Source organism: Streptomyces sp. NPDC002795 (assembly GCF_042888725.1).
Classification (GTDB): Bacteria; Actinomycetota; Actinomycetes; order Streptomycetales; family Streptomycetaceae; genus Streptomyces.
This window is the reverse complement of record NZ_JBIAQB010000005.1, coordinates 569,237-594,179: the sequence shown is the minus strand read 5'-3', so window position 1 is coordinate 594,179 and position 24,943 is coordinate 569,237. Positions and strand designations below refer to the sequence as shown.

Genomic DNA, 24,943 nt, shown 5'->3' with positions numbered 1-24,943 from the left:
GCTACGAGGACTTCCCGGCGCCTTGCGATCGCACGCACCAGACGCCGCCGCGCCGCCCTCCGGGCGACGACGGGAGTTTGAAGACAGGCCCTAGGCCCGCCGTGCGAAGGGCCGCTCACCGGGTCAGGCTGGAGAGTGGAACCACGCAGGCAGGACGACGGAGTCGATGAGGGAGCGCACACATGGCGGGCCACGTGCTGGTCGGAGCCGATGGGTCGGAGTCGAGCCTGGAGGCGGTCGCGGTCGCCGCGCACGAGGCACGGCGCCGCGGACTCGGTGTGCGCGTCCTGAACGCGTTCACCTGGCCGATGCTGAAGATCCGGCACGGCTCGTCGTCCGAGACCGCGGAGCCGGCCCTGCGCCGCCGGGCCGAGGAGACCGTGGCGGCCGCGGTCGAGCGGGTCCGCGCCGAGGAGCCGGACCTCGCCCCGGTCGAGGGCGAGGTCGTCACGGGCGAGGCGCTCACCGTCCTGGCCGCCCGCGCACGCGACGCCGACCTGCTCGTCGTCGGCAGCCGCGGCCTGGGCGCCTTCTCCGGCCTGCTGATCGGCTCGGTCGCCGTGCACCTCGCCGCGCACGCGGACTGCCCCGTCCTCGTCGTGCGCGGCCGAGCGATTCCGGAAGGTCCCGTGGCGGTCGCCGTCGACGGTTCGGACGCCGCGAAGGCGGCGGTCGAGGTGGCCTTCGGTGATGCCGCGCGCCGCGGGACGGGCCTGCTGGCCGTGCACGTGTGGAACACCTGGAGCGGCACGGGACCCTCGGGTCCCGGCGGGCCCGCGCCGCTCTGGTTCGACACGGACAAGCTGCGCGAGGACAGCGAGCAGACGCTGTCCGGGGCGCTGGCCGCCGGCCGGGCCCGGCACCCCGACGTCGAGGTGGAGGCGCGTTCGGTGCACGGCCGGGTGCGCCCGAGCCTGATCGAGACGTCGCAGGAGGCGAGCCTCCTCGTGGTCGGCGCGCGCGGCCGGGGCGGTTTCCAGGGGCTGCTGCTCGGCTCGGTCAGCCAGGCGCTGCTGCACCACGCGGACTGCCCGGTCCTCGTCACCCGCCGCTGAGGCCATCGGGGAGAGCCTCACCGTTCTTACGGGGCGCCGTGCGCGCGGCGTGAACACCGCTGCCGTATCCCGGAATTGATCACGGGTCTGGACAGCCCGGCACCCACCCTCGTAGCTTAACGAATGTTCAATGCGGGGTGGGCGAGGACGAGCCGTGCCGGGCGGAGCGGTCCTCGGTCGCTCCGTCGCAGCGTACGCAGTCCGCGACCCACTCCGGGAGCCACGCAATGACCGACGCCGTGCTCAGCGAATTCCGTGCCGACGGGATCACCGTCATCACACTCAACCGCCCCGAGGCGCGCAACGCGGTCAACCGTGTCGTCGCCGAAGGCGTGGCCGCCGCGCTCGACGAACTCGACCGCAGGGACGACCAGGTGGTCGGCGTGATCACCGGCGCGGGCGGCAGCTTCTGCTCCGGGATGGACCTCAAGGCATTCCTCAAGGGCGAGACCCCGAGCATCGAGGGGCGCGGCCTCGCCGGGATCACCGAGGCGCCGCCGCGCAAGCCGGTCATCGCCGCAGTCGAGGGATACGCCCTGGCCGGCGGCTGCGAGATCGCGCTCGCCTGCGACATGGTCGTGGCCGCGCGCGACGCCAAGTTCGGGATACCCGAGGTCAAGCGGGGGCTCGTCGCCGCGGCGGGCGGGCTGCTGCGGCTGCCGCGCCGCATCCCGTACTCCGTCGCCCTGGAGATCGCCCTGACCGGCGACTTCCTGGATGCCGACCGCGCCCATACGTACGGCCTCGTCAACCGGGTCACCGAAACCGGCGCCGCCCTCGAAGGCGCGCTCGCGCTCGCCCGCGCCATCGCCGCGAACGGACCGCTCGCCGTCCGCGCCACGAAGGAGATCGTCGCGAACGCGCCGAACTGGTCCGCCGCCGAGGAGTGGCAGCGCATGCGGGAGATCGCGGGCCCGGTGATGACATCCGACGACGCGCGGGAAGGCGCCCGCGCCTTCGCCGAGAAGCGCGCCCCGCGCTGGACCGGCCGGTGAGCACCGGGCCGCTCGCCGGGATCCGGATCGTCGAACTGGGCGGCATCGGCCCCGCTCCGTTCTGCGGAATGCTGCTCGCCGACCTCGGCGCCGAGGTCATCAGGGTCGACCGCCCCGCCGAGGCAGGGAAGGACAGCCCCCACCCCGTCATCCTGCGGGGCCGCAGCTCCGTCGCCGTCAACCTCAAGGACGCCGAAGGGGCAGCTGTCGTACGGGAGTTGATCGCGCACTCCGACGCCGTCATCGAGGGGTTCAGACCCGGCGTCGCCGAACGCCTCGGCCTGGGGCCCGACGTCCTGCTCGCCTCGAACCCGCAGCTCGTGTACGGGCGGATGACCGGCTGGGGGCAGGACGGCCCGCTCGCCCAGGAGCCAGGACACGACATCAACTACATCGCCGTCGCCGGGGCCCTGCACACCATGGGGCCCGCCGACGGGGACCCCGTGCCACCGCTCAACCTGGTGGGCGACTTCGGCGGGGGCGGCATGCTGCTCGCGCTCGGCCTCGTGAGCGCGCTGCTGCACGCCCGCACCAGCGGCGAGGGGCAGGTCGTCGACGCTGCCATGACCGACGGCACCGCGCTGCTGCTCGCCATGACGTACGGGTTCCTGGCCAAGGGCGGCTGGCAGGACCGGCGCGGTGTCAACATGCTCGACGGCGGCGCCCCCTTCTACGCCGTGTACCGCTGCTCCGACGACCGGCACATCGCCGTCGGCGCCATCGAGCCGCAGTTCTACGCGGCACTGCTGCGCGTCCTGGACCTCGAAGGTGACGAGCGGTTCGCCCGGCAGCACGACCGCGCCAACTGGGCAACGATGAAAGCTGAGTTGGCGCGGCTCTTCGTCACCCGCACCCGCGACGAGTGGGCCCGCGCCTTCGACGGGCAGGGCGCCTGCGTGTCCCCGGTCCTGTCCCTGGCCGAGGCGCCCGAGCACCCCCACAACAGCGTCCGCTCGACCTACCGGCGCGGCCCCCACGGCGGCCCCGAACCCTCGCCCGCACCCCGCTTCACCACCACACCACCCGGCGAGCCCGCCCCCGCCCCGCGCGTCGGCGCAGACACCACGGAGGTCCTCACCACGCTGGCAGGACTCGCCCCCGACGACATCGACACACTCCGCGAGAAGGGAATCGTCGGTTGACGACGCGCTATGTGCCCCCGGGCATGCCCCAGAGCATCGGCTACCCCGACGCCGCCGTCGGCGACCTGCTCGCCGGAACCGCCCACCGCCACCCCGACCGCGTGGCGCTGCGCGACGGCGAACTCACCTTCACCTACAGCGAGGCGTACGACACCGCGCTACGGCTCGCCGCCGGGCTGCGCGCACGGGGCATCCGGAACGGCGACGCCGTCGCGCTGCACCAGCCCAACTCGGCCTGGTTCACCGTCTCTTACTACGCCATCGTGCTGGCAGGCGCGGTCGTCGTCCCCCTCAACCCGGCCCTGCCGCCCACGGCGCTGCGCGAACAGCTCGACGAAGCGCGCGCCGTCGCCGCGCTCACCCACCCGGCGACCGCGCCCGCCCTCACGGAGGCCGCCGCGCCCGGCGTCCGCCTGACCGTCCTCGTCCCGGCGACGGCCACAGCGCCCGCCGCGGACGAGGGCGCCGCTCCCGACGGCGTACCACTGGAGGAGCTGCTGGCCACCGAACCGGGGGAGCGGGTGGCCGTCAGCGGGGGCGATCTGGCGCACCTGGCCTTCACCGGCGGCACGACAGGGCGCTCGAAGGCGGTCCGCGTGCTGCACCGCAACGTCCTGGCCAACGCCCTGCAAATGGCGTGCTGGCGCGGCGCCGCCGTGCTAGGCACCGACGGCGAGGGCCGGGTGGCACTCGACTCCGTGCCCGCCGCGCGCACCGCGCACACGATGGACCTCGGCACCTCCACCGTGGTCGCCCTCGCTCCGCTCTTCCACGCCATGGGCCTGGTCGGCCAGTCCGTCAGTGTGGCCGTGGCGAGTACGGTCGTGATGGCGGGCCGCTTCGAACCCCGCCGCTTCGTGCGGCTCATCGAGGAGCACGGCGTCACGTCCGTCCCCGGCTCGCCCGCCCTCTTCCACGCGCTGCTCGCACTGCCCGGCGTCGAGAAGCTCGACCTCTCCTCCGTACGCAGCGTCAACTCCGGTGCCGCGCCCGTCGACACGGACACCATGCGCCGCCTCGCCGCGCTGTTCCCGAACGCCACGATCGTCGAGGGGTACGGACTCACCGAGGCCACCATGGCACTCGCCGCGCACCCGCTCGTGGACGACAATCCCGTGCCCGAGGGCAGCGTCGGCGCCCCCGTCTTCGACACCGACGTCGAGATCAGGGACCTCGGCTGCGGTCCTGTCCTGCCCGTCGGCGACACCGGCGAGGTGTGGGCGCGCGGCCCGCAGATCACCGACGGCTACCAGGGCCACCCCGACCTGACGGCCGATCAGTTCCAGGACGGCTGGCTGCGCACCGGCGACCTCGGACGCGTCGACGAGGACGGCTGGCTGTACCTGGTCGGGCGGGCCAAGGACATGCTGATCTACAAGGGGTACAACGTCTACCCGACCCCGCTGGAGGACCTGCTGCACCGGCACCCCGCCGTCGCGGGCGCCAGCGTCATCGGCGCGCCGAGGCCCGGAGTCGGCGAGATCCCCGTCGCGTACGTCGTACCGCGCTCCGGGCATCCGTCAGGCCCCGAACTGGCCGAGAAACTCATGGCGTTCGTGGCCGAACACGTCGCCCCGTACCAGCGGCTGCGGGAGATCCACTTCCTGGACGCGCTTCCGGTCTCGGCCGCCGGGAAGATCCTCAAGACGGACCTGCGGCAGCGCTACGCGGCCGCCGACGAAGCGGGAGTGGCACAGGCGTGAGCGGCGGCATGGTCGACGAGGCGACGGCCCGGGACGCGTCCCGGGAGACGGACGAAGCGCCCCCTGTCGCGCTCGGTGAACTCGGACAGGGCAGACACGTCCGTGTCGAGGCCACCGGCGACGGTGCCTACGAGGGGTACTGCCACTCCGGCCGCGCGGCCGCCCGCAGTTACGGCGGCGCCGTCCTCGCCCAGGCCCTGGACGCCGCGCAGCGCAGCGTGGACGAGGACCGGGTCGTGCACTCGCTGCACGCCTACTTCCTGCGCGCCCTGTCGCCCGAGCGGCCGGTGCGCTTCACGCCCGAGGTCGTACGGGACGGTCGCAGCTACTCGATGCGGCAGGTGACCGGCGTCCAGGACGGCAAGGAGTCGCTCGCCATGAGCGTCTCCTTCAAGCAGCCGCAGCCCGGCGGCAGTTGGCGCCAGCCCGGCATGCCCGACGTGCCGGGACCCGAAGGACTGCGGGAAGGCTGGACGCACCGCCCGCGCGACCATCCGCTGTACACCTCGACCGCGTACCGCGAAGTGCCACTGGAACGGAACCGGGACGGCGGGCGGATCGACGGCGGACGCATCGACCGCTACGTCTGGATGCGCACGGTCGGCGCGATGCCCGACGAGCCGGGCCTGCACGCCTGCGTCCTCGCCTACATCTGCGACGCCCCGCTCGCCCCCACCGCCCTCGTGGCCTACGGCGAGCCACGGCCGCGCGGCATCGCGCTGGCCTCGCTCGACCACGCCATGTGGTTCCATCGCGCCGCGCGCGTCGACGAGTGGCTGCTGTTCGCGTGCCACAGCGTGGTGGCCGGGGACGGCAGGACCCTGGCGCGGGGCGAATTCTGGACCAGGGACGGGGAGTTGGTCGCCTCGGTCACCCAGGAGGCGCTGCTCCATGTGCCCGCTCCCCGGTGACTCGCGCAAGGGTTGTCAGGGCTCGGTACGCCGACGTAACTTAACGATCGTTCTATACAGGCAGAAGGGGCCGCCGCTGTGCGCCGTACGCTGTTCAACGAGGACCATGAGGCGTTCCGCCGGATGCTGCGGGACTTCATCGCCAAGGAAGTCACCCCCGTCCACCAGGAGTGGGAGGAACAGGGCCACCCGCCGCGCGACTTCTACCGCAGGCTCGGCGAGCTGGGTGTGCTTGGCATCCAGGTGCCCGAGGAGTTCGGCGGCGCGGGCGAGGACAGCCTCAAATTCGCGGCCGTCGCGGTCGAGGAGACGACACGGGCCGGTGTCACCTTCGGCAACTACTCGGTGCACTCGAATCTGATCCTGCCGTACCTGATGACGTACGCGACGCAGGAGCAGAAGGAGCGCTGGCTGCCCGGCTTCGCCTCCGGCGACCTCATGACGGCGATCGCCATGACCGAACCCGGCACCGGATCCGACCTCGCCAACATCCAGACCAGGGCCGAACGCTCCGCCGACGGCACGCACTACGTGCTCAACGGCGCCAAGACGTTCATCACCGGCGGCGCCCTCGCCGACCTGGTGCTCGTCGTCGCGCGCACCGCTCCCTACGATCCCGAGGACCGCCGCGGCGGACTCTCGATCCTCGTCGTGGAGTCCGCGAGTGAGGGCTTCTCCGTCGGCCGCAAGCTCCAGAAGATCGGCCTCAAGGCCTCCGACACCGCCGAACTCGCCTTCGTCGACGTCAAGGTGCCGGCCGAGAACCTGCTGGGCGAGGAGGGCCAGGGCTTCTCCTACCTGTCGCACAACCTCGCGCAGGAACGCCTGATGATCGCCCTGGGCGGCTCGGGCACGGCCGCGGCGGCGCTCCGCTTCGCCACCGACTACGTGAAGGAGCGTACGGTCTTCGGCAAGCCCGTCGCCCACTTCCAGAACACCAAGTTCGTGCTCGCCGAGTGCGCCACCGAGGTCGAGGCCGCGCAGTTGATGGCCGACCGGGCCCTCGAACTGCACGACGAGGGCGAGCTGTCCGTCGCCGACGCCGCGAAGGCGAAGCTGTTCTGCACCGAGGTCGCGGGCCGCGTCATCGACAAGTGCCTTCAGCTGCACGGCGGTTACGGCTACGTCACCGAGTACCCGATCGCCCGCCTGTACGCCGACACCCGCGTCTCGCGCATCTACGGCGGGACGAACGAGGTTATGAAGACGATCATCGCCAAGTCGCTCGGCCTCTGACTCCCCCTCCACCACCGGCTCCAAGAAGGGACCTGCCATGCAGATCGACGCCCAGTCCTCCGCCCTGATCACCGGCGGCGCCTCCGGCCTCGGCCGCGCCACCGCCGAGCGGCTCGCCGCCACGGGCGCCAAGGTCGTCATCTTCGACCTGCCCACCTCCGACGGCGTCAGCGTCGCCAAGGAGATCGGTGCCACCTTCGTCGCCGGCGATGTCACCAGCGAGGCCGACGCCACCGCCGCCGTCGAGGCCGCCGTCGCGCTCGCCCCGCTGCGCGTCGCCGTCAACTGCGCGGGCATCGGCTCCGCCGGGCGCACCGTCGGCAAGGAGGGCCCGTACGTCCTCGACACCTTCCGCAAGGTCGTCGAGATCAACCTGATCGGCACCTTCAACGTCATCCGCCTCGCCGCCCAGGCCATGACCGGCAACGAACCGGTCGACGGCGAGCGCGGCGTCATCGTCAACACCGCCTCCGTGGCCGCGTTCGACGGGCAGATCGGCCAGTGCGCGTACTCGGCGTCCAAGGGCGGCATCGTCGGTATGACCCTGCCGATCGCCCGCGACCTCGCGCGCATGAACATCCGCGTGATGACCATCGCGCCCGGCCTGTTCGAGACACCGCTGCTCGGCCGGCTTCCGCAGGAGGCCAAGGACTCGCTCGGCGCACAGGTTCCGCACCCGGCCCGCCTCGGGCAGCCGGCCGAGTACGCGCACATGGTCGAGTCGATCGTCACCAACCCGATGCTCAACGGCGAGACGATCCGCCTCGACGGCGCCATCCGCATGGCCCCCAAGTAGGCCGTGAACGGCCCGCCCGCGCCAACCCCTTTACTACGTTGAGGAGTTCACCATGCGTGACGCAGTCATCGTCGACGCCGTACGTACCCCCGTCGGCAAGGGCAAGCCGGGCGGCGCGCTCTCCGGCATCCACCCCGTCGACCTCTCCGCCCATGTCCTGAAGGCCCTCGCCGAGCGCAACGGCCTCGACCCGGCCACCGTCGACGACGTCATCTGGGGCTGCGTGTCCCAGGTCGGCGAACAGGCGGGCGGCGTCGGCCGGTTCGCGGTGCTCGCCGCCGGCTGGCCCGAGTCCGTGCCGGGACTGACCATCGACCGCCAGTGCGGCTCCTCGCAGCAGTCCGTCCACCAGGCCGCCGCCGGGGTCATCGCCGGACAGTACGACATCGCCATCGCGGGCGGCGTCGAGTCCATGTCCCGCGTCCCGATGGGCTCTTCGCGCGCGGGCGGCGCGGCCGGAAAGCCGTTCGGCCCGCTCGTCGGCGAGCGCTACGACCACGTCGTCTTCAACCAGGGCGTCGGCGCCGAGATGATCGCCGAGGAGTTCGGCCTCACCCGCGCCGAACTCGACCAGCACGCCGCCGACTCGCACGAGAAGGCCGCCCGCGCCATCGACGAGGGCCGCTTCAAGAACCAGATCACCCCGGTCACCCTCGCCGACGGCACGCTCTTCGACACCGACGAGGGTGTCAGGCGCGGAACGACGGTCGAGAAGCTGGCCGGGCTGAAGACACCCTTCAAGGAGGACGGGGTCATCTCGGCGGGCAACGCCTCGCAGATCTCCGACGGCGCCGCAGCCCTCCTCGTCACCACCTCCGAGGTGGCCGCGCGCAACGGCTGGACGCCGCTTGCCCGCTTCCACACCGGCACCGTCACCGGCGTCGACCCGATCACCATGCTCAAGGGCCCGATCCCGGCCACCGCCAAGGTCCTTCAGCGCGCGGGCCTCTCCATCGAGGAGATCGGCACGTACGAGATCAACGAGGCCTTCGCCTCCGTCTCCCTCGGCTGGCAGCGCCAGACCGGCGCCGACTACGCCCGGCTGAACCCCAACGGCGGCGCGATGGCCCTCGGCCACCCCCTCGGCGGCTCGGGCGCCCGCCTCATGACCACGCTCGTGCACCACATGAAGGACAACGGCATCCGCTACGGCCTGCAGTCCATGTGCGAGGGCGGCGGCATGGCCAACGCGACGGTGCTCGAACTGCTCTGAAGCCGCCTCGGCGGGGGAAGATCCCCATCATGACCGATCACGCAGCCCCGGAGCCCGAGCCCGCCACCGCCCGCCCGCCCCTTCCGCCGTTCACCCGCGAGACGGCCGTGCGGAAGGTGCGGCTCGCGGAGGACGCCTGGAACACCCGGGACCCGCAGCGCGTCGCGCTCGCCTACACGCCCGACAGCCAGTGGCGCAATCGCGCCGAATTCCCCGCCGGGCGCGCCGACATCGTCGCCTTCCTCACCCGCAAGTGGAACCACGAGCTCGACTACCGGCTGATCAAGGAACTGTGGGCGTTCGACGGCGACCGCATCGCGGTCCGTTTCGCGTACGAGTGCCACGACGACGCGGGCAACTGGAAGCGCGCGTACGGCAATGAGAACTGGGAGTTCGACGACAACGGCCTGATGCGCAGGCGCCACGCCTCCATCAACGACCTGCCGATCGCCGAGGCCGACCGCCGATTCCACTGGCCGCAGGGCCGCCGCCCCGACGACCACCCGGGTCTCAGCGACCTGGGTCTGTAGCGACGCTGCGGCTGCGCCCCCGGAGTTCGGCGATCACCGACTCCCCGCGTGTCACCCGCACGTCGTACAGGCCGTTGCGGCCGAAGCGGGTGACCTCGCGGGCGGTGGCCACCAGCAGGTCGCCCTCGTAGGCGGGCGCGACGAAGGTGATGTCGGCTCCGGAGGCCACGGTGACGGGGCCCTCGCTGTTGCAGGCGCAGGCGAAGGCCGTGTCGGCGAAGAGGAAGACGTAGCCGCCGTGGGCGATGCCGTGCCCGTTGACCATGGACGCCGTCACCTTCATCCGGAGCGCGGCGTGTCCCGCGCCGTGCTCCAGGAGCTCGATGCCGAGGAGCTGGGAGGCCAGGTCCGCGGCGAACATGCGCTCCGCGGGGCCCGGTTCGTCGGATTCCCTCACGCTGCTTCCCCTCCCGTTCGACGTACCGACCGACCATTCGGTGCGTGGTGAAGCCAAGCAATCAAGGTCGGGAAGGCCTGTCAAGGGGCCCGGGGGGTGCCCCCCGCCAGGGCGCCCTGTCCGCTCCCGCCGCCTCGGCGCAGAGCGCGGACGCCGCACCCGGCGACGTCTACGTCCTGCACGTGACCACCAACCCGACCAGCACCGCCTACGACGACCGCCGCGTCGATGTCACCGGCACCGTCACCAAGGCCGACGGCACCCCGGCTCCGAACATCCCCGTCACCGTCAAGGAGGTCATCCGCTTCACCACCTGGAACCCGTGGGGCGACCCGATCGACCCGAACTACTACGAGCCGCGGGAGCTGGGCACACCGGTCAGCGACGCGAGCGGGAAGTTCACCATCCCCGACGTCAGCATCGACCACGAGGGCGCCGGCAGCCTGCTCAACGTCGAGCAGGAGGTGCAGATCTCGGCGTTCTACGACGAGGACGGAGACCTCGACACCCCGCAGGACGGCTACTTCGCTGACACCACCGTGGGTGTCGAGCGCAGGTCCAGCACCGTCAGCTACCAGGTCAACAAGCGGAAGGTGAAGGCGGGCGACATCCTCACCGTCCAGGGCAGGGTCACCACGCCTCAAGGAGTCGACCCCTACGACACCGAGGTCTTTCTGCAGACGTACTGGGAGAGCCAGGTCGACGTGAAGACGACCACCGAACACGACGGCTTCTTCGTCATGTCCGTGCGGGTCGACAGCGACGACAACAAGTTCGTGCTGCGCACGGCCCCGCGGGATCTCTACGTGGCGGGAGCGGAGAAGCCGCTCCCCATCACCAACACCTCGGCCGCGACCGGCTGACACGCCCCTCGGCCCGCCCGCCCCGGCCCGACGGGTTCGGCCCGGGGCGGGCGTGGCAGGCTGACCTCAACGCAAGGAACCGATGTACCCCGAGGCCGAGGAGCGCGGCATGGAATGGCGTGAGTTCGCCCTGAACATGGCGTCCATGGCGCGCGAGCTGCTGGCGCAGCAGTCCGTGGACGCGACGCTGCACAAGATCACCGCATGGTCCGTCGACCAGGTCGAGGGCTGCGATGCGGCGGGCATCCTCGTCCTGCGCAAGGGGCAGGTCGAGACGCTGGTCGCCACCGATCAGCTCGTCGTCGACAGCGACCGGCTCCAGGGCCGCGTTCGCGAGGGACCGTGCTTCGACGCGGCCCGCACCGGGCATCCCGTGTTCCGCATCAAGGACCTCTCCACCGAGACGACGCGCTGGCGCTCGTACGCCCCGCGCGCCCACGAACTCGGCGTCGGCAGCATGATGGGCTTCCTGCTCTACACCGAGGACGAGGGCGACCTCGGCGCCCTCAACCTCTACTCCGCCAAGCCCGGAGCGTTCACGGAGGCCAGTGAGACCGCCGGCTGGCTCCTCGCCTCGCACGCCGCCGTGGCCTTCTCCAGCGCCCGCGAGCACGCCTCCCTGTACCGCGCCGTGGAGACCCGCCACGTCATCGGCGAGGCCATGGGCATCCTGATGGCCGCCCACGACCTGACCGAAGCGGAGGCGTTCGCCACGCTGCGCCGCTACTCGCAGGAGAAGAACGTCAAACTCCGTGAGGTGGCCCGCCGGGTGAGCGAAAAGGGCGGCCTGTGACCTTCCAGGACGCGCCCCACGTCGGTCCTGTGATGGCTCAGTAGTCGGCGTCGGTGTAGCGGACCACACCGCGCAGGTTCTTGCCGTCCCGCATGTCCTGGTAGCCCTGGTTGATCTCCTCCAGGCGGTAGGTGCGCGTGGTGAGTTCGTCGAGCTTGAGCTGTCCGCTGCGGTACTGCTCCAGCAGGCGCGGGATCTGGGTGCGCGGGCTGATGCCGCCGAAGATGGCGCCCTGGATCCGCTTCTGCATCAGCGCCAGGTCGAAGAGCCCGACCTTGGCGTCGATCTGCGTCATGTCCGCGATGGCCGTCACGATGACCTGGCCGCCCTTGGCGGTCATCGCGAGCACGGGGGCCAGCTGGTCGCCCTGGAGTTCGCCGACGGTCAGGATGACGGTGTGGGCCTGCGCGCCCCAGGTCAGCTCCGCGACAGGACCCGCGGCGTCCTCCATCGACGCGAAGGTGTGCGTGGCGCCGAACTCCCGTGCCTTGTCCCGCTTGAACTCGACGGGGTCCACCGCGATCACGAACCGCGCGCCGGCCGCCGCCGCGCCCTGCACCGCGTTGATGCCTACGCCGCCGACACCGACGATCACGACCGTGTCACCGGGCCGGGTGTTCCCGATGGAGACGGCGGAACCCCAGCCCGTGGAAACGCCGCAGCCCAGCAACGCGGCCGTCTCCAGCGGTATGTCCTTCTCGATCTTGATGACCGAGGACTGGCTGACGGTGACGTACGGGGCGAACGTGCCCAGAAGGCACATCGGTGTGACCGGGTCGCCGCCCGCGGTACGCGTACGGAAGGTGTTGTCGGCGATGGACTGTCCGGTGAGCAGATTGGCGCCCTGGTCGCACAGGTTCTGAAGCCCCTGCGAGCAGGGGCGGCACACACCGCAGGCCGGGATGAAGCCGAGGACCGCGTGATCGCCCACCTCGACGTCGCTGACACCGGGGCCGACCTTTGTCACGACGCCCGCGCCCTCGTGCCCGCCGAGGAGCGGATAGGACGCGGCGAGGTTCGCCCCGCCCCGGAAGTGCTCGTCGGAGTGGCACAAGCCCGAGGCGGCCAGGCGCAGTTGCACCTCGCCCGCGACCGGGTCACCGACCTCGATCGGCTCGACCGTCCAGTCCTCGCCGGGCTTGTGGAGCAGGGCTCCCTTGGTCTGCATGTGCGTCCTCCCAGCTTCGGCGACATTGCCGCGCCCGCCTCACGCTAGGGCGGTACGCGCGAGCGCCTCCATGACCGAAGCGGACAACGCCGGGACAGATTCGGACACGCAGCCGGGTTGTGGCCTCCGAGAGCGCCGTGCTGTCATGAACGCCCCTGACGGATACGGGCGTTGGCAGCGTGACGGCGGGAAACGGAGGCCGGTCATGACCGTGTCGGAGGACACGGCTGCCGCGCAGCCGCAGGTCATCGCCGAGGGCTTCACCGACTGGGACTTTCCGCGCGCCGCCTCGGGCGTCGTCCTGCTGCTCGACTTCGCCGCGGAACGGGGCCTGGCCGCGGCCGACTGCCTCGCTGGCTCCGGCATCGACGCGGCCGCGCTCGGCGACCCGCACCATCTCGTCGAGGCCTCGCAGGAGATCGCCGTCGTCCGCAATCTGCTGCACGGGCTCGGCGACCGCCCCGGGCTCGGCATCGAGGTCGGGGCCCGCTACCGCGTCACCACCTTCGGCCTGTTCGGCTACGCGCTGCTCAGTGCCCCGACGATGCGCGAGGTGTTCCGGTACGGGCTGCGGTACTCGGCGCTCACCTTCGGCTTCGCCCGGCACAGCGCCGTGGTGGACGCGGCGGGTGACGTCCTGCACCGCATGGACGGCGGCCGGATCCCCGCCGACGTCCGGCGCTTCCTCGTCGAACGGGACTGCGCCGCCAACATCGTCCTCGGCCGGCAGGTGTTCGCGGGCGGCCCGCCCGTCCCGCTGCGCCGCGTCGACCTCGCCTTCCCCGCGCCGCCGGGCGCCGCGCCGCCCACGGTGCTCGGCGCGCCGGTCCGCTACGGCGCCGGGACGACGGCCCTCGTCTACGCCCCCGACGTCCTCGACAGTCCGCTGCCGCACGGCAACCCGCACACCGCGCAGATCTGCCAGGAGCTGTGCGAACGCCTCGTGGCGCAGCGGGCGAGCGGCAGCGGCGCCGCCCGCACGGTGCGCCGGCACCTGCTGGCGGGCGGCGGCCCCGACCCCGGCATCGAGCACCTCGCCCGCCGCATGAACATCACCTCGCGCACCCTGCGCCGCAAGCTCGCCGCCGAGGGCACCACCTACCGGCGCCTGCTCGACGACGTACGGCTCACCCTCGTACAGGACGGCCTGCGGCACGAGCGGCTGTCCGCGGCCGAGCTGGCGCACCGGCTCGGATACTCGGAGCCGTCGAGCTTCATGCGGGCCTTCCGCCGCTGGACGGCCGCCGACTCTCTTCGGTCCGAGGGGAGTTGAGTCGTGCCCGCCCGCCCTGAACGAACGATCAATTCATCGCGTCGTACGTCTTGCTGCCGCCTCGCGGGGTGACTTAGAAAGAGTCCACGGCCACCGGCGTTCACGTCCATGCGAAAGGCGTCCCGTGTATCCAGGTGCCCATGCTCACAGTGATCCGCAGCGCCCCGCCGTCATCATGGCGTCGACCGGCGAACAGCTGACGTACGGGGAGCTGGACGAACGCTCCATCCGGCTCGCCCACGTGTTCCAGGACGCGGGTCTGCGCCGCGGCGACGTCGTCGCCCTGCTCACCGACAACTCGATCCACGCGTACGAGGTCTACTGGGCGGCGGTCCGCTCCGGCTTCTACATCACCCTCGTCAACCACCATCTGTCCGCGCCCGAGATCGCGTACATCGTGAGCGACTCCGGGGCCGCCGCGCTGGTCGTCTCGCACGCCCTGGCGGACCTGGCGCGGGACGTCGCGGGGCAGGTCCCCGAGACCGTACGCGTCCGGCTCGCCTACGGCGGCGGCGTCGACGGGTTCGACGACTACGCGGCCGCGCTCGCGGGGGCGTCCGCCGAGCCGCCCGCCGACCAGCCGCGCGGCGCCGACCTGCTCTACTCCTCCGGGACCACGGGCCGCCCCAAGGGCATCCGCCCCGAGCTGCCGGACCGCCAGGTCGACGAGCCGGGCGACACGCTCGTCGAACTGCTGCGCCTGTTCTACGGCTTCGACAAGGACGCGAGGTATTTGTCGCCCGCGCCCGTCTACCACGCTGCGCCGCTGCGCTACGGCGCCTCCGTGCACGCGCTCGGCGGCACGGTCGTCATGATGGAGCGCTTCGACCCCGAGGACGCGCTGCGCGCCGTCGAGCGGTACCGCATCACGCACAGCCAATGGGTGCCGACCCACTTCATCCGCCTGCTGCGGCTGCCCGAGAAGGTCCGCACCGCCTACGACCTCTCCAGCCACCGCGTGGTCGTGCACGCCGCCGCGCCCTGCCCGCCGGACGTCAAGCGCGCGATGATCGACTGGTGGGGGCCGAAGCTGTACGAGTACTACTCCGCGACCGAGGGCATCGGCATGACGCTGATCACCTCCGAGGAGTGGCTGACGAAGCCGGGCTCGGTCGGCCGCCCCATCCTCGGGCAGCCGCGGATCTGCGACGACGAGGGGCGCGTGCTGCCCGCGGGGGAGACCGGCACGGTCTACTTCGCGCGCGAGGGCGACGGCTCCTTCGAGTACCTCGGCGACCCCGACAAGACCAAGGGCGCACAGCACCCGGAGCACACGGACTGGGTGACGCTCGGCGACGTCGGCCATCTCGACGAGGACGGCTACCTCTTCCTCACCGACCGCAGAACCTTCATGATCATCTCGGGTGGGGTGAACATCTACCCGCAGGAGATCGAGAACGTCCTCGCCCTCCACCCCGACATCACCGATGTCGCGGTGATCGGCGTCCCCGACCCGGAGATGGGCGAGGCGGTCAAGGCGGTGGCGCAGCCCGCGCCGGGCGTGACACCGGGCCCCGACCTGGAGGAGCGTCTGATCGCGTACGTACGGGAACGGATCGCGCACTACAAAGCGCCGCGCAGCGTCGACTTCGTGGACGAACTGCCGCGTACGCCCACGGGCAAGCTGGTCAAGGGAAAACTGAAGGCTCGGTACGCACAGCAGGGACCGGCGTGACGTCCGGCGTCGGCCCCGCGGTCGACGACTGGCTGGCCGCGCACGTCCCCGGCATCGCCCCACCGCTCACCTACGACCTGGTCTCCGGCGGCCGCTCGAACCTCACCTACCGCGTGACCGACGCGAGCGGCCCCGTCCGTGCGCTGCGCAGGCCCCCGACGGGCGGAGTGCTGAGCACCGCGCACGACATGAGCCGCGAATGGCGCTTCCTGACGGCCCTCGCCCCGACGGACGTGCCGGTGCCCGAACCACTCGCCTACTGCGCCGACACGTCGGTCAGCGGGGCGGAGTTCTACGTCATGGACTTCGTCGACGGCACCGTGGGAGCGGACCGGGACGCCGTGGCGCACTGGCCGCAGGACGCCCGGCGCCGCGCGGGCACGAGCCTCGTCGAGGTACTCGCGGCCCTGCACCGCCTCGACCCCGCCGAGGTCGGCCTGGGCGACATGTCCCGCCCCCACGGCTACGTCGAACGCCAACTGCACCGCTGGCAGCGCCAGGTGCACCGCTCCGGCGCCCCCGACCTGGAACTCCTCGACACGGTCCACGACGCACTCCTCGCCCGCGTACCGCCGCAGTCGTCGGGCATCGTCCACGGCGACTTCCGCCCGGGCAATCTCTCCTTCGCCCCCGACGGCTCGGTCGTCGCCGTCCTCGACTGGGAACTGGCCACACTGGGCGACCCGTTGGCGGATCTCGGCTGGCTCGTCTCCACCTGGGCGCAACCGGGCGACACGGTCCCGCCGACAACCGCGGGCCCGAGCACGGCCCCCGGCTTCTGCACCCGCACCGAACTGGTCGACGCCTACGCGAAGGCGTCCGGCCTCGACGTATCACGGCTCCCGTACTACGTGGCCTTCTCCCGCTGGCGCTCGGCGTGCATCGGCGCCGGGGTCGCGGCCCGGTTCGCGGCCGGTGTGATGGGCGAGAACGAACTGCCGGTCGAGGAGCTGCGACGGCAGGTGCTGCGGCAGAGCGAGGCGGCGTACGAGGCGGTGCGTAGCCTCGACCCGTCGTAAAAGTGTCGCAGTTGTACGTATAACTGCGGCACTTTTCCCGGCCCACTACCAGCTACGGAGCCAGCGCGCGCTCAGCGCACGTCCTGCGGCGGCTCGGGCCACGCGGGCAGGGTGTCCTCGTGGTCGGCGAGTACGGCCGGGAACTTCGCCGGACGCTTCTCCAGGAAGGACATGACGCCCTCGGCGGCGTCCGGCCCCTGACCGAGCCGGTGGATGGCCGCGGAGTCGAGCCGGTGGGCGTCCCACGGGGAGGGCGCGCCGAGCATCGACCACATCAGGCGGCGCGAGTGCGCGACCGAGACGGCGGAGGTGTTCTCGGCGATCTCGGCGGCCAGCGCGTACGCGGTCGCCAGCAGCTCGTCGTCCGGGACGACGCGCGAGACCAGGCGCCCGGCGAGTGCCTCCGCCGAGTCGAAGACCCGGCCGGTCGCCACCCACTCCATCGCCTGCGAGATCCCCACGACCCGTGGCAGGAACCAGCTCGACGCCGCCTCCGGCACCAGGCCGCGGCGGGCGAAGACGAAGCCGAAGCGGGCCGACTCGGCGGCGATCCGGATGTCGGCGGGCAGCGTCATCGTCGAACCGACGCCCACCGCGGGCCCGTTGACCGCCACGACGACCGGTTTCACGCTGGCGGCGATGCGCAGGGCCACACACCCGCCGCCGTCGCGCGGCACCCCGTCGATGGTGCCGAAGTCCGTGCGCCCACCGGCACGGCCCACGGCCTCGTGATCGAAGGTGGCGGCGCCGCCCGCCAGGTCCGCGCCCGCGCAGAAGCCGCGTCCCGAGCCGGTCAGGACCACGACGCGGACGTCGTCGTCGGCGTCGGTGGCGTCGAACGCGGCGATGATTTCGGCGGCCATGGTGTGCGTGAAGGCGTTGAGGCGCTCGGGCCGGTGCAGGGTGATGGTGGCGATGTGGTCGGCGACCCGGTACCGGATCTCTGTGAAGTCGGTGTCGGTGGTGGCCTGTTGGGCGTCCGTCATGCGTGGTTCCTCAAGCTCTCTGTGCCGTAGGGGAGTCGGTGAGTCGGCGAGTCAGATGTCCGTGAAGCGAGGTGCCCGTTTCCCGAAGCGGGCGGCGACCGCCTCGACCTGGTTCGGGCTGCCGATGAGCGCGCCGATCTCCTTCTGCTCCTCGGCGAAGCCGGTCGCGAGGTCGGTGCGGCCCGCGAGATCGAGGAGCCGCTTGGACGCGCGTACGGCGTGCGGGCTCTGCGCCGCGATCCGGCCCGCCGTCTCCAGCGCGGCGGCCACCGGATCATCCGCCGTGTACGTGGCCAGGCCTATGCGGGCCGCCTCCTCGCCGCCCACGATCCGGGCGGTGAACGTGAGTTCCTTCGCCACGTCGCGGCCCACGAGTTCGGGCAGCAACTGCGTTCCCGTCATGTCTGGCACCAGCCCCCACGCCACCTCGAACACGCTCAGCCGGGCGTCCGGCGCGACGATGCGGATGTCGGCGCCGAGCGCGACCTGCAACCCGCCGCCGAGCGCGTTGCCGCGCAGCGCGGCGATCACCGGCACGGGCAACTCGGCCCAGACATATGCGGCGCGCTGCCCGGCCGCCTGCGCCGGCCCGCCCGACGGCGGCAGCGCGGCGAGCCCGGACAGGCGTTGCCCGTCCCGCATCGCCTCGAAGGAGCCGAAGTCGAGCCCGGCGCAGAAGTCCGGCCCCTCGCCGGACAGCACCACAGCCCGGACGCCCTCCTCGGTCTTCAGCCGCTCACCCGTGGAGACGAGCGCCTCGAACATGGCCGGGTCGAGCGCGTTGCGCTTGTCGGGCCGGTTGAGCCGTACGTCGGCGACGCCGTCGGTCACGGTGACCGTCACCCGCTGGGCGGTTTCGGGGCCGGTCCTTGTGCTGGTCATGCGTGTGCTCCTCGGTTCTTGTTCCTACGGGTTCGGGGTGGTGCTCACCGTGCGAGCTGCCCCGCGTACGCCGGGTTGGCGACCGCCAGCTTGTCCGTGACGCCGCCTCGTACGGCTTCGAGGACCGCCGGATCGTCCGCCGCCACGGCCCCGGCCCGGATCGCCTCGGCGAGAGCGCGGTCGTCGGCGAAGCCGAGCGCGGCCAGGCGGCGGGCGTGGACCTCGGCCTGGTCGGGCGCGAGCAGCGCCTCGCGGCGGGCGATCGCGACGGCGTTGGCCGCCACCTTCGACAGGAAGCGCAGCCGGGCATCGCCCGCCGACTCCTCGGTGAGGAAGGTCTGGACGGAACGCAGCAGCGCGTCGGCGCCGGGCCGGTCGTGCGGGGGAGCCGCGGCGGTGTCGTCGCGGCCGGCGAGGACGTCGGGCACCGGGCCGGGTTCGGTCACGCCGAGCGCGAGCAGCACGTCGTACTCCTGCTCGCAGACCTTGCGGCCCAACACGGCGTACTCGACGGCCTGTTCGGCGCCGGACAGGAAGCGCTCCGCCTGCATGCGGCACAGCACCGCCCAGCGGAGCGTGCCGTACACCTCCCACCAGCGCAGTTCGTCCTCGCTCGGGCGGGTCCCCGCGATCTCGGCGTACCCGGTGAGCAGTTCCTCGCGCGGGCCGAAGCCGCTCACCGGCTCGGCCGACCCGAACCGCCAGGCCTTCACGCACAGCCAGCCCAGGTCCTCGACGGGATCGCCGATGTGGGTGAGCTCCCAGTCGAGGACGGCGCGCACACCTGTCTCGTCGATCATCAGGTTGCCGTTGCGGAAGTCGCCGTGCACGACGCAGGCCGGACGGGTGATCGGCGGGCGGTGGCCGGCGAGCCGGCGAAAGCCGAGTTCGAGAGCCGGGCGCGGGTCGTCGAACTGGCGGTAGAGGTCGGTCAGTTGTTGCAGCGGGTCGGCCTCGGGCAGGTCCGGGACGGACGCGACCGGGATCGTGTGGATGCGCGCGAGGACCCGGCCGAGCTCGCGCGCCAGCTTCGGGCGCACGACCGCGAACCGCTCGTCCCGCAGCAGGCGGCGCGGGATCGTCTCGCCCTCGACGCGCTCCATGAGCAGGTGGGCGCGGCCCAGCACGGTGCCCTGGTCGACGAGGCGGGGCACGGGTACCCCGGCCTCCGCCGCCGCGGCCAGGACCGCGGCCTCCCGAGCCATCACCTCGGGGCTCGGCTTGACCAACGGGTCGCAGCGCAGGATCAGGGGGTGCGAGACACCATCGGCCGCCGTGGCGTCCAGGGAGAAGGTGTCCCGGCTGGCGCCACCGGACAGGCGCCGCCAACCCTCGACGGTCACGGGCCCGCCCCACAACTCGACCAGACGGGACCGTAGTTCGTCCTGAAGCGGTTCGCTCACGCGGGCAGCCCCGCCCACGGCGCCTTGCTCACATCGGCGAGCAGCTTGCGCGCGACGACCATGCGGTGCACCTCGTCGGGGCCGTCGTAGATGCGCGCGTAGCGGGCCCGCCGGTACATGGCCTCCAGCGGGGTGTCGGCGGTGACGCCCAGTGCGCCGTGCACCTGGATGGCACGGTCGACGACGTTGTGCAGGACCTGCGCACCCCAGAACTTCACCATGCTGATCTCCAGGCGGGCCTGCCCGTCATGGTCGTAGCGGCGCGCCGCGTCCAGCGTCATCAGCCGGGCCGCCTGGATCTCGGCTGCGGACTCGGCGACGTAGCGTCGGATCTCGCCCTTCTCGGCGAGCAACGAGCCATGTGCGTAGCGGGTGTTGGCGCGCTGCACCATCAATTCGAAGGCGCGCTGCGCCTGTCCGAGCCAGCGCATGCAGTGGAAGATGCGGCCGGGGCCGAGGCGGCGCTGCGCGATGGTGAACCCCTCGCCGCGTTCGCCGAGGAGATGGTCGGCGGGGACCCGTACGTCGGTGAGGCGCAGTTCGCAGTGGTCGCCCTCGGTGTCACCCATCGTCTCCAGGACGCGGGAGATCTCCAGGCCCGGGGTGCCGGCCGGGACGATGATCGCGGAGACCGCGCCGTGCGGGCTCGCGGCATCCTCGTCGGTGCGGGCGAAGACCGTGGTGAAGGCGGCCCGGCTGGCCCCGGTGGTGAACCACTTGTGACCGTTGATCACCCACTCGTCGCCGTCGAGCACGGCGGTCGTCGCGATCCGGGTGGGATCGGAGCCGGCCACCTCCGGTTCGGTGAGTCCGACGCTCGGGCTGATCTCGGCGTTGACGAGGGGCCCCAGCCAGCGCTCGCGCTGCGCCGGGGAGGCGTACAGGTCGAGCATGATCGAGTCCTGCATGGTGTACGTGCCGACGGCCAGCTGGCCGTACTCGGAACGCCCGATGATCTCGTTGACGAGCGCGAACTCGTACAACGGCAGGCCCCTGCCCCCGAGTTCGGCAGGGTGGCCGAGGATCCACAGGTCCAGCTTCTTCGCCCGCTCCTGCAAGGCGGCGAGGGTGGCGCGGGCCTCCGGGGTGCGGCCGCCGAGGACCCTCTCGGCGGGGATCACCTCGTCGTTGATGAAGGCGGCCATCCGGGCGCGCAGTTCCGTCAGGTCTTCATGTGTCCGGTCAGGCATGCGGATCCGTCCAGTCGGGGGTGCGGGTCGTCGGGGGCGTCCGGTCAGTCGCGGGCGGCCTCGCGCAGCCGCACCTTGAGCACCTTCCCGGCGGCGTTGCGCGGGAGCGCCTCGATGACGACGACCGAGGTCGGCTTCTTGTACGAGGCGAGCCGTTCGCGGCAGTGGTCGGTGATGTCCGCCTCGGTGGGCGGGTCGGCCGGATCCCTCGGCACGACGTACGCGCGCGGGGTCTCCACCCACTCGGGGTGCGGCACGCCCACGACGGCCACCTCGGCGACCTTCGGGTGCTGGTCGATGACGGCCTCGACCTCGGCGGAGTAGATGTTCTCGCCACCCGAGATGATCATGTCCTTCTTGCGGTCGACGACATAGATGTAGCCCTCGTCGTCCATCCGGCACAGATCGCCGGAGTGGAACCAACCGCCCTCGAAGGCGTCGGCGGTGGCCTCGGGGTTGTTCCAGTAGCCCAGCATGAGGTTGCCGCCGCGGTAGACGATCTCGCCGACCTCGCCCACGGGCACGTCCCGCATCTCCTCGTCGACGATCCGCGCGTCCACGTGGCGCACGGGCTTTCCGACGGAGCCGAGCTTGCGCACCGCGTCCTCGCCGTCGAGATAGCAGGTCACCGACGCCATCTCGGTCTGGCCGAAGGCGCTCCTGATGACGACACCGGGGAACGTGTCGTTCATCGCCTCCAGGACGGAGGGCGGGGCGACGGACGCGCCCCAACTCAGGCTGTTCAGCACGAGCTTGCGGTCACGGACGCCGGGCACCTCGCAGATCGCCTTCCACTGGCTGGGCACGAGGAAGCAGCTGGTGATCCGCTCCCGCTCCAGCAGGTCGACCGTCTCGGTGGCGTCGAATCCGACGGTGGCGCCGATGACGGTGCAGGTGCCGTAGAGCATGGAGGCGACGATCGAGTCGACGCCCGCGATGTGGAACATCGGGATGTTCAACAGGCCCCGGTCGGTGGGCTTCGGCTGCTGCACCTCCACCATGTGCAGGGTGTTCACGACCAGGTTGAGGTGGCTGAGCACGGCGCCCTTGGAGCGTCCGGTGGTTCCCGAGGTGTACATCAGGAACGCCGGGTCGTTCTCGTCGACATCGGCCTCGACGGGCCCGTCGTCGTACGTGTCGCGCACCGCGGTGAGGTTCTCCGTGCCGTCCGGTGCGCCGTGCTCGCCTCCCCCGAGGTGGAGCACCCGGCAGTCGGAACCGGCCAGGCGCCGCGCTTCGAGGCCCAGCTCCGTCAGCGGCTCGTCGACCACGAACACGGTCGGCGTGCAGTCGCCGAGGACGTGGGCCACCTCCGCGGGCACCAGACGGAAGTTGACCGGCACGGCGATCGCACCGAGGCGCAGCGCGGCGAACCAGACCTCCACCGTCTCCATCCGGTTGGTGGTCAGCGCGGCGACCCGGTCGCCAGGACCGACGCCACGCGCGGCGTAGGCGCGCGCGAGGCGGTTCACCCGCGCGTCGAGGTCCGCGTAGGTGATCTCCCGGTCCCGGTGGCGCAGGGCCGGGGCGGTGGGCGTACGCCGTGCCTGGCGCGCCAGTTGGTGGGCGAGCGAGAGACGGCGACCGGCCCGCAGGGACGCGTCGGGTGAGGGGGCGGGCGGTGCGGTGGGACCGGATGGGTCAGGTGCGTCGGACACGAAGGACACGCGGGGCTCCCGTCGACAGCTGCCGGGCGGCCCGGGTCACCCCGGCCGCGGCGGCCTGTGCGGGGACCCGATCCAGGACTGATCGAACGTTAAGAGGCCCGCGGTCCTTCGACAACCCCCGCGGCGGGAAACGTGGCGGTTCCGGCCGGGTTCGCCGACGTCACGGGGTAGGTGCTGAGCGGTCGTTAAGGCGCCGACGGGGAGGACATCGAGGCGCGCCGCAGGACGAGGAGCGTCGCGTCGTCGGACCGGTGCGGACCGTCGAGCTCGCCGACGACACGCTCGGCGTACTCCTGGAGCGCGTCGTGCCCCGCACCGGGGGCGGAGCCGCCCAGGCACTGCTCCGCCGCGTCGAGGAAGCGCCGCGTGTCGAGGTCGGGGTCGCTGTCGCGGCGCTCGGTGAGGCCGTCGGAGTACATGAGGACGATGTCGCCCATGCGCAGGGACGCCTGCGCCGCGGCGTACGGGGTTCCTGGCAGGACGCCCAGGGGCAGGTCGGGGCCGCCCTCGGGTTCCGGCAGTTGGCGGGCCGCGCCGTCGCGGACGAGGACCGGACGCGGGTGGCCCGCACAGGTCCAGCGCAGCAGGCCCCGCTCCGGGTGGTAGCGGGCGATGACGGCGGTCGCGGTGGATTCGATGCCGTCGGCGCAGGCCAACTCGTTGAGCCACTGGGTGAGTTGCTCGACGGGCTGATCGGTGTAGGCGAGGCCCGCCAGTGCGTAGCGGAGTTTCGCCATGAGGGTGACCGCGGCCAGACCGTGCCCGCGGGCGTCGCCGAGCGCGACGAGGAGGTGGTTGTCGGGGAGCCTGCGCGCCTTGTACCAGTCGCCGCCGACACCGGCCTCCCGGGCGTCGGGACGGTACACGGCGGTGGCTTCGAGTCCGTAGGAGGTCAGTTCGTCCTGGAAGTGGGGGAGGACCGCCTCGCGCAGGGTGCCGGCGACCTCGGCGACGGCCTCGGCGCGCTCGCGCTGGCTCCGCGCCTCGCGTTCCGCGTGCTCGGCGCTCGCACGGCGGCGCCGCTCGGCGGTCACGTCGGTGAGCACGGCGCGCAGCGCCCACACCAGGCCGCCGGGTGCGATCCGCACCGGCTCGGCGGTCATCCGGATCACGCGGGAACCGGCGCCGTTCATGCGCAGTTCGCAGACGCCCGTCCGTTTGCGCAGGATGACGTCGTACAGCGTCCGGTACAGCTCGGGCAGGCTCTCCGGGGTCACGGTCGCCGCCAGACCGGACAGGGTGGGAATGTCCGCGTGGGCGCCGAGGCCCAGCACCTGTCGGAATCCGCGCGACGGGTCGACCCCGCCGTCGCCCAGGTTCCACTCCGCCCAGCAGGTGCGCACGAGGTGCTGGGCGGCGGCCGCCATGTGCAGTCGGTGGCCGCGTTCCCAGGTGATCAGGAGGTGTTCGCCGCACGGCGTGACCCGTGCCTCATCGTTGATCCGCACCGGACCGTACGTCGTGGTCAGCACCCATTCGACCGAGGTGGGCCCCTGCGGGGCACGCAGGCGCAGGGCCTCGGCCAGCATGTCGGGAAGCGGCGACCCGGCCAGGGAGGGGAACCGTTCGAACAGTGAGCCGGGGCGATTCCAGCGGGGGACGCCGCCGAGCGGGAGGCGCTCGGCGGCGTAGTCGCGGGCAGCCGCGTTCCCGGCGACGTACAGGGCATCCTGGATCCGGCCGTCGTCGTCCAGGAGCGGGGCCACGAGCAGCGCCGGAACGGGCAGTGCCTCCAGGACCTCACGGCCGGAGGGCGCCGACGGCAGGAGAGTGGACAGGACCGCGGCCGTCGGCTCGGCCGCACCAGGGTCCTGGTCCCGGTCCTGGTCCTGCTCCTGGTACGACTCGGCGTACTTCCTGATCCGTCGTCGCTGGGACCGCAGGAGTTCCCTGATCGACTGGAGCGCCAGGTGGGTGCGGGCGTCGGGCACCGGTGAGGTGGCGTCCATACGGGGGAAGTGCCTCCTGTGCGCGACGTGGCCGGTGCCCCTCAGCCTCGATGGCCGGACCGCGGCGGGCCAGTCCGCCTACGCCATGCGGTGGTGT

The 24,943-nt window shown here is 72.0% G+C and carries 22 protein-coding genes; 14 read left to right on the top strand and 8 right to left on the bottom strand.

The annotated features are described in order from the left end of the window. The first annotated feature begins 182 nt into the window (after positions 1–182). From ACFYWS_RS18830 to ACFYWS_RS18790, 9 genes are all read left to right on the top strand, one after another. Entirely contained in the window at positions 183–1,055 is an 873-nt protein-coding gene (locus ACFYWS_RS18830) for a universal stress protein (RefSeq protein ID WP_389277331.1), read from the top strand. 227 nt (positions 1,056–1,282) lie between these two features. After that, entirely contained in the window at positions 1,283–2,050 is a 768-nt protein-coding gene (locus ACFYWS_RS18825) for a crotonase/enoyl-CoA hydratase family protein (protein WP_389277328.1), read from the top strand. Next, entirely contained in the window at positions 2,047–3,192 is a 1,146-nt protein-coding gene (locus tag ACFYWS_RS18820; protein ID WP_389277325.1) for a CaiB/BaiF CoA transferase family protein, read from the top strand. Before ACFYWS_RS18825 ends, ACFYWS_RS18820 begins: the two co-directional genes overlap by 4 nt. Positions 3,193–3,215: 23 nt before the next feature. Continuing rightward, entirely contained in the window at positions 3,216–4,895 is a 1,680-nt protein-coding gene (locus tag ACFYWS_RS18815) for a class I adenylate-forming enzyme family protein (RefSeq protein ID WP_389277322.1), read from the top strand. Continuing rightward, positions 4,892–5,806: an acyl-CoA thioesterase gene (locus tag ACFYWS_RS18810; protein WP_389277320.1), complete on the top strand. Its 915-nt coding sequence runs from the start codon at positions 4,892–4,894 to the stop codon at positions 5,804–5,806. Before ACFYWS_RS18815 ends, ACFYWS_RS18810 begins: the two co-directional genes overlap by 4 nt. 78 nt (positions 5,807–5,884) lie before the next feature. Further along, positions 5,885–7,042: an acyl-CoA dehydrogenase family protein gene (locus ACFYWS_RS18805; protein WP_389277316.1), complete on the top strand. Its 1,158-nt coding sequence runs from the start codon at positions 5,885–5,887 to the stop codon at positions 7,040–7,042. Positions 7,043–7,079: 37 nt separating this feature from the next. Continuing rightward, a complete protein-coding gene (locus ACFYWS_RS18800; protein WP_389277314.1) occupies positions 7,080–7,838 on the top strand; it encodes a 3-hydroxyacyl-CoA dehydrogenase in 759 nt (252 codons plus the stop codon). A 52-nt stretch (positions 7,839–7,890) separates the two neighbouring features. Then, a complete protein-coding gene (locus ACFYWS_RS18795) occupies positions 7,891–9,051 on the top strand; it encodes a thiolase family protein (protein ID WP_389277311.1) in 1,161 nt (386 codons plus the stop codon). Positions 9,052–9,080: 29 nt separating this feature from the next. Beyond that, positions 9,081–9,581 carry a DUF1348 family protein gene (locus ACFYWS_RS18790; RefSeq protein ID WP_389277308.1) on the top strand — a complete coding sequence of 167 codons (501 nt, stop codon included), beginning with the start codon at positions 9,081–9,083 and terminating at the stop codon, positions 9,579–9,581. On the opposite strand, the gene paaI is transcribed toward ACFYWS_RS18790, so the two are convergent. Next, on the bottom strand, positions 9,562–9,942 hold the full coding sequence (gene paaI / locus ACFYWS_RS18785) for a hydroxyphenylacetyl-CoA thioesterase PaaI (protein WP_389277397.1): 381 nt from the start codon (positions 9,940–9,942) through the stop codon (positions 9,562–9,564). The two genes, ACFYWS_RS18790 and paaI, sit on opposite strands and share 20 nt — an antisense overlap. Positions 9,943–10,160: 218 nt before the next feature. Between paaI and ACFYWS_RS18780 the strand changes: the two genes are divergently transcribed. Both ACFYWS_RS18780 and ACFYWS_RS18775 read left to right on the top strand, forming a co-directional pair. After that, the gene (locus ACFYWS_RS18780) at positions 10,161–10,841 is read left to right on the top strand and encodes an acyl carrier protein (RefSeq protein WP_389277305.1); all 681 of its coding nucleotides are present in this window, start codon (positions 10,161–10,163) and stop codon (positions 10,839–10,841) included. A 109-nt stretch (positions 10,842–10,950) separates the two neighbouring features. Next, a complete protein-coding gene (locus tag ACFYWS_RS18775; RefSeq protein WP_389277302.1) occupies positions 10,951–11,634 on the top strand; it encodes a GAF and ANTAR domain-containing protein in 684 nt (227 codons plus the stop codon). Positions 11,635–11,671: 37 nt separating this feature from the next. Here the strand turns inward: ACFYWS_RS18775 and ACFYWS_RS18770 are convergent, their stop codons facing one another. Next, on the bottom strand, positions 11,672–12,802 hold the full coding sequence (locus ACFYWS_RS18770) for an NDMA-dependent alcohol dehydrogenase (RefSeq protein WP_389277299.1): 1,131 nt from the start codon (positions 12,800–12,802) through the stop codon (positions 11,672–11,674). 205 nt (positions 12,803–13,007) lie between these two features. Between ACFYWS_RS18770 and ACFYWS_RS18765 the strand changes: the two genes are divergently transcribed. The 3 genes from ACFYWS_RS18765 (at position 13,008) to ACFYWS_RS18755 (ending at position 16,769) form a co-directional block, all read left to right on the top strand. After that, a complete protein-coding gene (locus ACFYWS_RS18765; protein ID WP_389277296.1) occupies positions 13,008–14,075 on the top strand; it encodes an AraC family transcriptional regulator in 1,068 nt (355 codons plus the stop codon). A 124-nt stretch (positions 14,076–14,199) separates the two neighbouring features. Next, positions 14,200–15,750: an acyl-CoA synthetase gene (locus ACFYWS_RS18760; protein WP_389277293.1), complete on the top strand. Its 1,551-nt coding sequence runs from the start codon at positions 14,200–14,202 to the stop codon at positions 15,748–15,750. Next, the gene (locus ACFYWS_RS18755) at positions 15,747–16,769 is read left to right on the top strand and encodes a phosphotransferase family protein (RefSeq protein ID WP_389277290.1); all 1,023 of its coding nucleotides are present in this window, start codon (positions 15,747–15,749) and stop codon (positions 16,767–16,769) included. The genes ACFYWS_RS18760 and ACFYWS_RS18755 overlap by 4 nt, the downstream gene beginning before the upstream one ends. A 71-nt stretch (positions 16,770–16,840) precedes the next feature. Here the strand turns inward: ACFYWS_RS18755 and ACFYWS_RS18750 are convergent, their stop codons facing one another. The 6 genes from ACFYWS_RS18750 to ACFYWS_RS18725 form a co-directional block, all read right to left on the bottom strand. Next, positions 16,841–17,755, bottom strand: a complete 915-nt coding sequence (locus ACFYWS_RS18750; protein WP_389277287.1) for an enoyl-CoA hydratase-related protein — start codon at positions 17,753–17,755, stop codon at positions 16,841–16,843. Positions 17,756–17,806: 51 nt separating this feature from the next. Then, positions 17,807–18,637: a crotonase/enoyl-CoA hydratase family protein gene (locus tag ACFYWS_RS18745; protein ID WP_389277284.1), complete on the bottom strand. Its 831-nt coding sequence runs from the start codon at positions 18,635–18,637 to the stop codon at positions 17,807–17,809. 44 nt (positions 18,638–18,681) lie between these two features. After that, positions 18,682–20,040, bottom strand: coding sequence for a phosphotransferase family protein (locus tag ACFYWS_RS18740; RefSeq protein ID WP_389277281.1), 1,359 nt, complete (start codon positions 20,038–20,040; stop codon positions 18,682–18,684). Beyond that, complete coding sequence (locus ACFYWS_RS18735) at positions 20,037–21,230, bottom strand: acyl-CoA dehydrogenase family protein (RefSeq protein ID WP_389277278.1); 1,194 nt, start codon at positions 21,228–21,230, stop codon at positions 20,037–20,039. The genes ACFYWS_RS18740 and ACFYWS_RS18735 overlap by 4 nt, the downstream gene beginning before the upstream one ends. Before the next feature lie 44 nt (positions 21,231–21,274). Further along, entirely contained in the window at positions 21,275–22,888 is a 1,614-nt protein-coding gene (locus tag ACFYWS_RS18730; RefSeq protein WP_389277275.1) for an AMP-binding protein, read from the bottom strand. A 194-nt stretch (positions 22,889–23,082) separates the two neighbouring features. After that, positions 23,083–24,846: a PP2C family protein-serine/threonine phosphatase gene (locus ACFYWS_RS18725; protein ID WP_389277272.1), complete on the bottom strand. Its 1,764-nt coding sequence runs from the start codon at positions 24,844–24,846 to the stop codon at positions 23,083–23,085. Between the last annotated feature and the right edge of the window lie 97 nt (positions 24,847–24,943).